The following is a 12,177-nucleotide window of genomic DNA, read 5'->3' as shown; positions in this document are numbered from 1 at the left end:
ATCAGCATGCGGACGGCGCGTTCTTTAATCTCAGGAGTGTAGGTTTGTCTTTTCATTGTCGTATTCTCTCAGAATGTTGAGTCTCCGACAATCCCGGGGCGGTTCAAACACTCATCGATGAGGCTGTTGCCAAAGATGAGAGTCGTTATACGCTCGCGGCACGTAGTATTTTGAGTACGACCAATCTGAATAAAATCAGCGAACAAGAATCCAAGTTGCTGTCAGCATTGCTGCTATTGAATATTGACCAAACGTTTAATCTGGTAGACAGTCACTTGATTGAGACCATCGCTGTGCCCAATGATTTTGTGTTGCAGCAGTCCGCCACCGCCTTTGTGTTTCGTATGCCATTTACCTATTGGAAGATGGTCATCGTCAAGCCCAATAATGACATGATGAGCGTAGCAAATGCGTTGTCGAACCAACTGATTCAAACCATGCTACTGGGTTTTATTCCTATCCTGTTGTTGACCGCGTGGGTGTTCCGTCGCTACTTTACACGACCGCTAAAATATATGGCACTAGCAGTGGCTGATATGGGCGCATTAATTGAGCAAAAAAAATATCAACAATTAAGCGCGCTTAAACTGCCACACTCAAATGTCAGCGAAATTCAAATCATCAGCGAGCAGACCAATCAACTGATTGACCGCGTCGTCGAAAATGAAGGCGCACTTGCCGAAATCAATGTCCATCTAGAAAAACAAGTCGCTGCCCGCACCCAAGACTTGCAGCAAGCCATGGATGAGTTGAAAGCCTCACAAGTGCATCTGGTGCGCTCCGAAAAAATGGCGACATTAGGTCAAATGGTGGCAGGCGTGGCGCATGAGGTCAACACACCGCTGGGCTACGTGCGAAGTAACATGGAATTGGTTGGCGATAATCTTGTTCGTTTTGATGAATTGCTACAGCATACCGATCAATTATTGCAGGCGTTAAAAGCGCCAACTATCAATCAAGAGCAAGTCAAGATACTGATAGAAGAGACTTTACAATGCTGTGAAGAGATTAAAGAAGATGAAGTCAATGAAGATTTGGCAGATTTAATCAAAGATGGACTGTATGGCGTCGATCAAATTGCTGAACTGGTCGTCAGCTTGCGCGACTTTTCTCGACTGGATGAATCAAAAGTAAAAGATGTCGATATCAATGATTGCATCAATACCTCATTGATTATGGCTCGCAATAATTTAAAAACCTTAGACGTCAATACCAATCTAGCCGAGCTGCCGCTCATTCAGTGTAATCCTTCACAAATTAACCAAGTATTACTAAACCTATTTAATAATGCCGCGCAAGCCATGCCGCCAGATCATAAAGGGACATTGCAAGTCAGCTCGTCTGTCGATGAGGCGCAGCAATATATTGTTGTACGTATTATAGACAATGGTGTCGGTATCGCAGAGCATATTTTAACGCATATCTTTGAGCCGTTTTTTACCACCAAAAAAGCAGGCGATGGCACAGGGTTAGGATTGGCTATCACGGCACAAATCATTGAACAACATGGTGGATACATCGAGGTTAGCTCAATCGTTGGGGAGGGCACGACATTTACCCTCATGCTACCGATACAGTCTAGCGCTCATGAACCTAAACCTTCACAAGCTTTATTTGAAAGTTGAGAGACTTCCAATCACTTATTTAAAGAGAGTGTCATGCAAAAACCAAAAATCGCTTTTATCGATGATGAGCCACGCATTTTACGCAGTTTAAAAATGCATTTTCGTCAGTCACATGATGTATTTATCACCACTGATGCTAGCGAATTGATGAAGTATGTTAGCGAGCATGATGTGCAAGTGGTCATCAGCGACCAACGCATGCCAGATAAGCAAGGTACAGAAGTGTTACGTGATATCAAAGCGGCCTCACCAAATACGCTGCGTATTTTGCTGACCGGTTATGCGGATTTGAATGCAGTGATTGACTCTGTGAATGAGGGCGAAATTTATCGTTATATTACAAAGCCATGGCAGAATGATGAGCTTAAACAAATCGTCAATAAAGCCACAGAAATAGCTCAGCAAACACAAGAAATCACCCAAAACACTATGCAAGGTAATGATACTCAACAAGTTAGTGGTGGCAGTACTGGTAGCAATCGTAATATATTGGTATTAGATGACGACGAGAGCGTCTATCAGCAAATAAAAAGTCACTTTAAGAGTGCTTATACCGTGAGTTGGGCCAGTAACCTTGAACAGGCAGCAAAGTTATTACAAAAGAAACGCTTTGGCGTCACGATTACGGATTCGACGCTCAATAAAGAAAATATTACCCCCATTGTTTATGCCTTAAAAAACATCCAGCCAGATTTGATGGTTCTTATGTTGACTGAATTCAAAGACGCCCATATGGTCATTGATTTAATTAATAAAGGTCAGGTATATCGTTGTCTACCACGGCCGACCAACTTCTCTATCATGAGTATCAGTCTGGATCGCGCTTTTGATCATCACGAAAGATTGGTGCAGCAGCCGATACTGGCGGCTCGTCATCATGTTGAAGAAGTACCGGAGTCAGAGGCTTTTAACTTTTCTGAAAGGTTGAAAGGTTTCTTTGCCAAATTCAGAGGTTGGCGCATTAGTAGATAAAAAAATAGGGCACGCTAAACATGCCCTATCGATAGTTTAAAATGTCATTGCCTCCTATGTACATGAGAGACGTTTTTATTGCTCGTGATTCATTTGCTCGTGATTTATTTGCTCGTGATTCATTTGCTCGTGATTCATTTGCTCATGATTCATTTGCTCATGATTCATTTGCTCATGGTTCATTTGCCCGTGTCCACCATGCATATTGGCCATGATCATCGGCACCGCTATGACGGCTAAGCCAGATAACATCATGATTACGCCATTCACTTGCCTTAGGCGCAAACGCCCGATTTGATTGCGCATCCAGTTGACCGTTCCGTGCGTAGCGACGAGCATGGGTACGGTTCCTAGACCAAAGACAAACATTAACACGGCACCTGTGAGCGGGTCATGACCGATGACCGCCATAAGTAATGCGCCATAAACGAGACCACAGGGTAAAAACCCCCATAATAAACCTGCTGTTAATGCTCGAGGAAAGGTGTTTAAGGGGAATGCTTTCTGCCGCAGAGGTGATAAAGCTTGCCAAAAATGCATACCAAGACGTTCAAGCTTGTTCAAAAAAGGCAAACCTAGCATGGTTAATCCTATAAATACCAAGACCAACCCTAGTAGGATGCGAGGTGTGCTATTGCCAACCATTAGGTGCGTTAATACTGTGGTGCCAATCACACCGGCAATTAAGCCCAATAGGGCATAACTGAGTAAGCGCCCTAGATGGTAAGTTGCAATGAGGCCGCGTTTTTTTGCTGGACTAGCTTCTTTCATCGATAGTCCGAATGCAGTCACGATACCACCACACATACCTAAGCAATGCGGCGAGCCAAAAAATCCCATTAAGAATGCTGCAATTAATAGTGCCATAGTCATGAAAGTGCTTCCTATAATATAATACCAAATCCAAAAATACGATTAACTTTATTAGACTTGCTAAGCCTGTTAGCGGTCATAGTCAAAAAAGTTATCCTTATTATTCTAATTTTTGGAAATGGTATAAGAGAAATAAAGTCAGTTAACAATCTATCTTAATGACACCTAAAACTTATAGTTAACACCTACATAGAATGAGCGACCCGCGCCAGGTATAGCCGTGCCCCAGTTAGAGCTGCCATCTATCTCCTTATTCATAGACATAGTTCTACCTTGCCCCATGTAGGCACCGCCTAAAGGTAGGGCATGGTTTTTGTCAAAGACATTGTCGATACCAGCCTCAATCGCTACCTCTTTAAACTGATAGCCTGTACTGAGGTTTAAGAGGCCATAACCCGCCGTTTTAATTTCGTTGCGAGGGGTTGAGATATCATTTTTAGCCGCGACGCCCACCACTTCGATTTGGTTTGTCCAACCGTTATTTTCCCGATTCAGGGCAACACTGCCATTGAATGGCATGATGTTATATAAGTCTGAGCCGCTGTCTTTATTTTCCCCTTTGGTATAGCTTAAGGAGCCTACTATATTCCAGTATCCCCAAGCATTTGCTGCCAGCTCCCGATTGGCTGAGATATCTATGCCATATATCTCAGCATCTTGGTTGGTATAGCGCAGCACATTATATTGATTCGCTGTTTGAGTGCTAGCTGCTGTGTTTGCCATGGGGTTCCACTGTACGGCATCGACATAGTCGTCAATGTTTGAATAGTAAGGAGTGGCTTTAACGCCCCAGCTATCATCAGCACCGCGCCAGTCTAAGGTGGCAGATAGGGTGTTGGATTTTTCTGGGCGTAGATTAGGATCACCAAAATAGCCATTACCGTCACCAACGGTATTATTCATGATGGCCGCCATTTTCCAAGTGGACCAGGTATAGCGTTCATATAAGCTTGGCGTGCGTTCTTTGTGCGATAGACCTAAGGCTAGATTTTTTTGTGAATCAATGTCGTAGCGTGCGAGTGCAGTAATATCAAAGTTGTTATCAGTGGTTCGGCGGTCACTGGCATTAAAGTTAGCGCTATCTCGCACCTGATTGGTCATATTGTTTTGACCATCGATTTGATAGCCATGTACTTCATCAGCACTGGTACGTACGTTTTCATAGCGAGCGCCAAGCTGGGTGCTCCAGTCAGATGAGATATCTTTTTCCCATTCGCCATAGATACCGATACGCTGACGCTGACCATTGTTGATATTTTGAAAGTCGTTTGGCGACATCATACCGTCGCCAGATGCCGCCCACGTGTCATCGAGCGTGTAGTCTTGATATTCAGCACCTATATTGAGCGTGCCTTGGTTGGTTAAATCAATAATACCTTTAAGATTGGCACCGATGGTCTCGCTACTGGTGTACATCGGCATACCTTTGGCATTACCATATAAGAACTGTTTGTCTTCCCCAAAATTCATATAGTGATCGACATCTTCATGATAGGCCTGTGCTTCTAACTGTCCCCAATTTAACTCGCTTTTGTAGCGCAAATTAATGCGGTCAAGCTGATTGTCGAGCATATCCATCCGCTGATTTGGATATAGCTCTTTTGGGACGTTTTGCCACAAATAAGTGCCTTGTAGTAGATGATTGCCATTCTTATAAGCCACATCTACTGACTGGTTTTTGCTTTCATAGGCGGTTGAACCAACTTCGTCCTTCGCTAAGGTTTTACCAGCGTTTCCTGTCTCTGTATAAGATTTAAAATCACCACCAGCTTTATAATTATCCGCCTGCGCAAAGCTGCCTTTATAGGTGAGGCTAAGCTGCTCGTTTGCCGCTGTGGTAGATAAGTTAGCACCATAGGCGTCACCATTACTACGATAAAATGTGCCAATTTCACCTGAGGTTAATATGTCGCTATCCGTTGAAAACATAGGCTCTGCTGTTTCGACAACGATAGTACCGCCAATGCTATTACCACCGACACTCACAGGCGTCACACCTGCATAGACGGTGGTCTTGTCTATAGCGCTTGGCGCAATATAAGACAAGGGTGAGTTCATACTGTTTGGACAGGAGGCGATTGAGTCAACGCCATCCACTAAGATACGCAGACGGTTATCCGCCAAGCCTCTCATCACGGGCAAGTTCGAGATACCACCGGCACTTTGGACATTTAGACCAGGTATTTTTGTCAGTATGGTGGCCGTATCACTGCTTGCCACTTGTTTACTGTTAAGAAGTTTTTGATCAAGGGTGGCGGCTGTCCCGAGTGCATTGGTACTAGAGCGCTTATCCGCTGCTGTCGCATAAACGACGATTTCTGGCAATTGAATATGTGGCTCATCATCAGTAGTAGGCATGTGCGCCTTTACGGTTGTGGAATCCGCATAAGCGCTACTGATATGCAATAAAGACAAAGCTAAAACACTTAGTTTTAAAATAGGTACAGCATTCATTGATGAAGATAACATCTTACTTTCCTAGAAATTCGCAAAAATATTTCATGAAATCGGTTATTCAGTTTTTACCAAGCTGCAATGTCAGCCAAGCCACTTATGGACTTAGACTAGGCACTTACTGAATATTTTCCGATATAAATAGATAGCATTTTGAGCACAATATTATGAGCACAGTTTTGAGCGCAATGTTTTAGGCAAACGCATACAAGTGCCTCAATCAGAGCTCAAATGAGCGCGTTGATTGAGAGCATTGTCACTAATGCTCTAGGGCGTGTCCTCAATTCAATTGATTACTTTCGAAATGGACTAAAAATGGCTAAATTTTGCCAAGCATCATCAAATAGCTTATTAATATCTCGATATTATTTGCGCTACTTTTCTTGTTTGACGGCAATTTATCTCATGTTTATCACCATTTTTAAAGTGAGGACACGCCCTAAAAATATTGGACTATAAATGTAGATAGTTATGTGAGTGTGACTGGAGGAGCGCGTGCGAGGGGTCGTAAAAAATTACTAGGAGAGTAGGTATGTGAGCGATACAAAAACGTGACTGAGACAATAGACAGCTCAATCAAAGCCGAGTCAGTATGTGTAAAAGCGACTGGCAATAGTGCCGCAGACATGGCAGTGCAAAGGTCACAGCCAGTGTATTTTAAGGTATCAGGGTTAGATTCAGAGCTTTCAACCTTATCTTTGCTATACAAAGCTTCGTGCGAAGGTGCGGCGTCAACCGTTATAACTGGCTCAACGGTCGCAGGCGATGCTAAAGATAGGGATGCATTATGATGAAGGAAATGACGAGCGGCACTATCAATGGGTATGTTGTGATTCGTTTGCGCAATATCAGTCTGTATTTGCTCATACTGCTTAGCTGCCGATACAATCGGTGCAAGCTCTGCACAGATACCATGACCTAAGTGGGCATTATCATCCCATAGAGGTGTGAGCAACAGCGTGATGTGCATGATCCAAGCAAAACACGCGACCAACATGCCGAACCACATCGTTACCGGTGATGAATATCGTAAAACAAGCTTGCGGCGCTTAGTAGACATGATAGGGTCATCGTATTACCAGCATGCTGATGATGCATAGGTAACATTTATAAGTAAGGAGGTGTGCTAAATTAAAACGTCAGTTTAAAGCATTTTAGAAAGAATACTTAACAAAATAGACATTATCATTAGCAATGCCATTCTAAGACAAGGGGTATGCTCTTTACAAGTCTTGTATAGAGATATATCGGGCATTGTAGAGAAATCGGTCACAGCGTCGTCATATTTGCCCAGCCTGCTATTTGCTGTACCTTAATTTGCCGTACCTTAATTTGTCGTACTATCCTTTGCTATATTTATATCCATCTTGTACTGAGAAGACTATATGACTGAAGTAGCTAGACGATAGCCAAACAAATGGGAAAGAGCTAATAAAACCCAGCGGAAAAGATAGGCTAATGTAATGCGGAGTGCGATTTTTTGTTTTACGCGACCAATATTGATGGTGCTAGCGACTTAAAAATAGTGAAATTTTTCGGTAAAAAAGAACAATTTAACAACTATTGCTCTCTATACTGTTTTTCTCGATAATATCGATTTTTCTCTCTAATTCTATAATCTGTAACTTACAGCTCTTATAGTGATCTTCTTGGTTGCCCTCTATGTCCTTAAGGGTTCTTTGATAGATACGGTCATACAGTGAGGTTAGGGCTTTTTTAATTGCTTTGATTTCTTTCGAGGATAAATCCATTTGCTTATCAAAATCAGGTGCTTTTATTTTTGCACATAGCTCAAAAAGTGTGAGATTAAAATCTTGATAGTATTGCTGCACTGAGTTTTCTTTTGATTGATCGCTATATTGGATGTTTTTTTTCATCAGAATGAGCAAAGCACTATCAATCAAGTTTTTTTCATAATCTGTCAAACATAAGTAATGGTTCATTACATCGATTCTCAGTTATTTCAAAATTGCTATTCAGAAGGCCATAAGTGTGGCTACTTTAAAAAAAGCCCAACCCTAATGACCCTTACAAATACTTATCTCGCCTGCTTAGTTTGGTCTTCACTCCTTAAAAGTCTTTATTGTGATGCGGCATATCGTCAATGGCTTTGAATAATCAACGCATTTTATAGGGTGAAAATGAAAGTATCGTGACAACGTCTACGCTTTATAAAAAATATGCCAAAGCCAGTCATCCTAAGCTATATATAAGATATCTTTTCATTCGCTATTACTTGCCCGTCTAGAAAAGCGCCAATATGACGCTTATAGCGTACCACTTAAGAAACCTTCCCTCATTAAGGTTACCTTTCTTCAATCTTCATAAATCTACTTAACGTTTGAATCATTTATCATTCTCGTTGTCGATAGAGCAGATTTTTATCATGATGCTTCTTATCACGTGAATGCTTTGCTTGATATTGAGTAAGGCACTTTCAATCACAACTCATAACCAATATGACTTTATACGAGAAAAAATAATGAAAAAAATAATGATAAGTTCAATGCTAGCCATTACTGCTTGCTTCACAATGGTTAGCCAAGCAAGTGCTGCGCCGCAAATTGCTAAACATCATGTTGTTAAAGTGAAGCATCAAAAGGTCAATGCAAAGTTTGATAATAAACATCAGCATGTTAAGAAAAAGGTAGTAGTGTCAAAGCATCAATCAAAAAAACCAGCGGCTCATCTCAAAGCAAAAAGCAAATATCAAGCTAAGCATACTAATGGACATCGTTCTTAATCGTTCAGCTGACTGATATAAAAATAGCGCCCATGTTAGGCGCTATTTTTTTTGTTTCGTTGTTATGTAATAAATGCTATGTCACAAAGATAATCACTACTGACTGTTTAAAGTAACCGTCTTAGTACTACCATTACTACTAGGCTGACTCAGTGTCACTTTGCTTGCTAAGATATCGCCTTTGGCATTGATCTTGTAGCATTCTGATGAAGTGCCTGCAGGGTCAAAGCTGAGTAATAGATTGCTTGAGGTTTCTATACAGAACCATGCGGTATTATTTGTATCACGCGATAAAGACCAGTCTTGGTTATAAGTCCCTATCTTGTTACGCATGCTGCTATCGGCATAGACATTTTCCGTCAGTAGCTTACTAGAAGCGCCCACCGTCGCCATTTTAGGAATGGTGGTCGTCTGGTTAGATAGTGAGTATTTACCTGTACCGTCTGTAAAACCATGGAATATCAGTGGATTCAGGGTGAAGTAATTGATAGCGACGGATTGATTGGTGATTTGATTATTCATCTTATTGATGGTGTTTATTTCGGTACCTTGTACAGATTTATTATTAAATATCATACTGCCTTTAGGCGTCACTTGAATCTCTGCTGACACGCTTTGACTGCCGACAACTGCAACTAATGTATCACTGCGTTGTTTGGTATAGATGTTGAGCATGGCAGTCTCAACAGGGTATTGAGTGACGATGCCATTGACATTGTTGTTTTGACCCGTGTTCCCTGTCATTCCACCAGCACAAGCGCTTAAACCCAGTCCTGCTGCAATACATAAGCTTAGTGTCTTCATTATTTTGTCCTCAACTTTTAAATGTATGATTTGATATCTACTATAATCGAATTTTTAAATAATGACATCTGCTAACTGTCTTAGACTTTGCTATTTTTAGTCCGCCCATACCAACGGTACTTCGTGCAGACACATCCTAGTTATGATTTGGCTTTATAATAAAAATTATTTGGTTGAGGAAATCCACAGGTAACAAAAAAGCCAGACAACTGAAATTGTCTGGCTTTTCGTGCAGCATCTTTTATCAGCTGTCTTAATTAGTTAACCATTAACCATCAATCTATAGTCGCGATACTGCTACCGCTTAGAACTTCGACCTTTTGCAGGGCGCTTACCATTTGTAGCAGGTTTGCCATTGCCTACAGCCTTCTTGCCATTACCAAAAGGACGTCTATCTTTACCTTTAGAACCCGCTGGTTTTCTAGCATCATCCTTGGCATGTTTTTTATTGCCCTTTGCTGCCCCCGCTGATTTCGAAGACGTTTTTGTCTTTGACGAATCATCAGTACGAGCATTTTTTCGTGGCGCATTACGAGATTTCTTGCCCGGATTACTGGCATCTGAAGAAGAACCTTCTATGGACTTAAGTAAAACAGACAACTCTTTTTCGGTTAAATCACGCCAATCTCCAACGGGAGTACCTTTAAGACTGACATTCATAATCCGCGTACGCTCAAGCTTCACCACTTCATAGCCAAAATGCTCACACATACGACGAATTTGGCGGTTTAAACCCTGCACTAGCGTGATGTTAAACACGGTGGGTGCCATCTTAGTAACCGGGCATTTCTTGGTCATCTTCCCAAGCATTGGCACGCCACCAGCTAAACCCTCAATAAAACTATCTGTTATCGGCTTGTTCACCGTCACTAAATATTCTTTCTCGTGGTTATTACCAGCACGAAGTACCTTATTAACCAGATCACCATTACTGGTCAAAAAGATTAAACCCTGAGAGTCTTTATCCAAACGTCCAATCGGAAAAATACGTGTACTATGTCGAACGAAATCAACGATATTATCTTTTTCTGAAGCTTCTGTAGTGCTCACAATACCCACGGGTTTATTCAAGACAATAAACACAAAATCATCCGCCTCTCGCGGCTCAATGAGTTGCCCGTTGACTTTTACCGTATCTCCAGCAACCACTTGATCGCCTACTTGAGCACGCTTACCATTGATGTATACATTACCTTGTTCAACAAAGCGGTCAGCGTCTCGCCTGGAGCAAATACCGCTTTCGCTGATGTATTTATTTAAACGAGTTGAGGAAGCGTTAAACATAAAGCACCGTTTTACCTGATAAGAAGCATTTTTTTACTAAGAAAAAAGCCTAAATTAAAGGGGTTATCAACAAAGAGATGGCTCACATTATATAGGAAATTCAATATCCATTTCGGGAGAGAAGGGCAAAACCTTAGAAATATATCCAGTATCGTATTTGTACCTATTAAAATCAATATTATCCCAATTTTGTTTCTACGGATTTGACGGCAGAGGTCATACTTTATGCACTGATTTTTATCGCAAGCTGAGTACTAAGAAATGGGCAATGATGACCAAGTGTTCTATAGACCCAGTACTACGAAGTATCAATGACTTGATAGAGAAGGGAATATTGGAAAAATCTGATGCTTCTAAGCGTAGTACAAATTACGAGGTTGCCTTGTGAACAAACTTGCTAGGGGTTTGAATTTTACTGTCCAGTTGGTTAGTTAGACTCTCTCAAGCTAGTTTCTACAGGATTGACAGCATAGGTCAAGGATAACCAAGCTGAGTACATTTCAAAAAATGTATCATGTGCATGTGCTAAATTGGTAAGGATAAGCGATGTAAACTCACCGCGATTACCTATGTAAATTTGCTGTAATATAGTCACAGCATCGAATGAAAGGCTTATTAAAACAGCACATTCAGGTTTCTTATTATCATTATTACGCCACTGATAACCATTAGCATGAGTAGCATTATTCTAAACTGACTAATACTCATACCGGCCAAAAAGCGTTTGCCGATGATATTGCCAATAACGGCACCTAATCCTAAGACAATGCCATATACCCAGAGCTTGACGGTGAATATACCAAAAAAAGAATAGCTGCCGATTTGTACCATACCTACAAAAAAAGAATTAGCCGTTTTGGTAGCAATAAGGTTTTCTTTTTCTAGTCCAGCATTCATATAAAAAGGGTTAAGTATAGGGCCGAGACCGCCCACTAATGTGCTCATGAAAGCAATCATAAAGCCCAAAGGTATAAAACCTGCTTTTGGCATATCAAAAGTTTTATTTACCTTACCAAACTTATATTGGAATATAGTAGATACCAAAAACACGCCAACCAATAACTGAATCCAGCCAGCATCTAAATGACTAAAAACAAATGCTGCTAGCCACACACCTATAATGGCACTTGGTACGTAATATTTGGTCAATGACCAATCAATATCATTCCAGAATAAATATAGTCGAGATGTATTACTAATCAAAGTAGCCGAATTGATCACAGGTGGTGCAACCGCTGTCCCTATCATCCAAGAAGTGGCTGGTATCAGTAACATAGCACCGCCACCACCCGATATAGTAGAGATAATAAAAGCGGCCATGCCAGCGAAAAACAAGCCTACTAAATGCCAACTTGGGATGGATTGTAGTAAATCTAAAACAAGGAGCACTATAAAATCCTATTTCATGAGTGACATCAAGTG

At 41.3% G+C, this 12,177-nt stretch carries 10 protein-coding genes; 3 read left to right on the top strand and 7 right to left on the bottom strand.

Annotated elements, in window-relative coordinates:
- Window positions 1-170 precede the first annotated feature (170 nt).
- A complete protein-coding gene (locus tag INT03_RS01150; protein ID WP_226950321.1) occupies window positions 171-1,625 on the top strand; it encodes a sensor histidine kinase in 1,455 nt (484 codons plus the stop codon).
- A gap of 33 nt (window positions 1,626-1,658) precedes the next feature.
- Window positions 1,659-2,597 (top strand): response regulator, encoded by a 939-nt coding sequence (locus INT03_RS01145; RefSeq protein ID WP_193007227.1) that lies wholly within the window; start codon window positions 1,659-1,661, stop codon window positions 2,595-2,597.
- A 75-nt stretch (window positions 2,598-2,672) separates the two neighbouring features.
- Here the strand turns inward: INT03_RS01145 and INT03_RS01140 are convergent, their stop codons facing one another.
- The 4 genes from INT03_RS01140 to INT03_RS01125 form a co-directional block, all read right to left on the bottom strand.
- On the bottom strand, window positions 2,673-3,470 hold the full coding sequence (locus INT03_RS01140) for a sulfite exporter TauE/SafE family protein (protein ID WP_193007226.1): 798 nt from the start codon (window positions 3,468-3,470) through the stop codon (window positions 2,673-2,675).
- 165 nt (window positions 3,471-3,635) lie between these two features.
- Window positions 3,636-5,939 (bottom strand): TonB-dependent receptor, encoded by a 2,304-nt coding sequence (locus INT03_RS01135; protein WP_193007225.1) that lies wholly within the window; start codon window positions 5,937-5,939, stop codon window positions 3,636-3,638.
- 454 nt (window positions 5,940-6,393) lie between these two features.
- Complete coding sequence (locus tag INT03_RS01130) at window positions 6,394-6,984, bottom strand: hypothetical protein (RefSeq protein WP_193007224.1); 591 nt, start codon at window positions 6,982-6,984, stop codon at window positions 6,394-6,396.
- A gap of 493 nt (window positions 6,985-7,477) precedes the next feature.
- Window positions 7,478-7,828, bottom strand: a complete 351-nt coding sequence (locus INT03_RS01125; RefSeq protein ID WP_193216949.1) for a hypothetical protein — start codon at window positions 7,826-7,828, stop codon at window positions 7,478-7,480.
- A gap of 578 nt (window positions 7,829-8,406) precedes the next feature.
- Between INT03_RS01125 and INT03_RS01120 the strand changes: the two genes are divergently transcribed.
- Window positions 8,407-8,667, top strand: a complete 261-nt coding sequence (locus INT03_RS01120) for a hypothetical protein (protein ID WP_193007222.1) — start codon at window positions 8,407-8,409, stop codon at window positions 8,665-8,667.
- Window positions 8,668-8,763: 96 nt separating this feature from the next.
- On the opposite strand, the gene INT03_RS01115 is transcribed toward INT03_RS01120, so the two are convergent.
- The 3 genes from INT03_RS01115 to INT03_RS01105 form a co-directional block, all read right to left on the bottom strand.
- Window positions 8,764-9,471: a hypothetical protein gene (locus INT03_RS01115; RefSeq protein ID WP_193007221.1), complete on the bottom strand. Its 708-nt coding sequence runs from the start codon at window positions 9,469-9,471 to the stop codon at window positions 8,764-8,766.
- A 297-nt stretch (window positions 9,472-9,768) separates the two neighbouring features.
- On the bottom strand, window positions 9,769-10,755 hold the full coding sequence (gene rluF, locus INT03_RS01110) for a 23S rRNA pseudouridine(2604) synthase RluF (RefSeq protein ID WP_193007220.1): 987 nt from the start codon (window positions 10,753-10,755) through the stop codon (window positions 9,769-9,771).
- 615 nt (window positions 10,756-11,370) lie between these two features.
- The gene (locus INT03_RS01105; protein WP_227675970.1) at window positions 11,371-12,144 is read right to left on the bottom strand and encodes a sulfite exporter TauE/SafE family protein; all 774 of its coding nucleotides are present in this window, start codon (window positions 12,142-12,144) and stop codon (window positions 11,371-11,373) included.
- Between the last annotated feature and the right edge of the window lie 33 nt (window positions 12,145-12,177).

Origin of the sequence: Psychrobacter sp. PG1, from assembly GCF_014897815.1 — a bacterium.
In the GTDB taxonomy this organism is placed as follows: domain Bacteria; phylum Pseudomonadota; class Gammaproteobacteria; order Pseudomonadales; family Moraxellaceae; genus Psychrobacter.
This window is presented reverse-complemented; position numbering and strand designations above follow the sequence as displayed.

Bases quoted from the DNA above. Each gene is read 5' to 3' on its own strand.
- INT03_RS01145 (WP_193007227.1), top strand. From the start codon at position 1,659: ATGCAAAAACCAAAAATCGCTTTTATCGATGATGAGCCACGCATTTTA.
- INT03_RS01140 (WP_193007226.1), bottom strand. From the start codon at position 3,470: ATGACTATGGCACTATTAATTGCAGCATTCTTAATGGGATTTTTTGGC.
- INT03_RS01135 (WP_193007225.1), bottom strand. From the start codon at position 5,939: ATGTTATCTTCATCAATGAATGCTGTACCTATTTTAAAACTAAGTGTT.
- INT03_RS01130 (WP_193007224.1), bottom strand. From the start codon at position 6,984: ATGTCTACTAAGCGCCGCAAGCTTGTTTTACGATATTCATCACCGGTA.
- INT03_RS01120 (WP_193007222.1), top strand. From the start codon at position 8,407: ATGAAAAAAATAATGATAAGTTCAATGCTAGCCATTACTGCTTGCTTC.
- INT03_RS01115 (WP_193007221.1), bottom strand. From the start codon at position 9,471: ATGAAGACACTAAGCTTATGTATTGCAGCAGGACTGGGTTTAAGCGCT.
- rluF (WP_193007220.1), bottom strand. From the start codon at position 10,755: ATGTTTAACGCTTCCTCAACTCGTTTAAATAAATACATCAGCGAAAGC.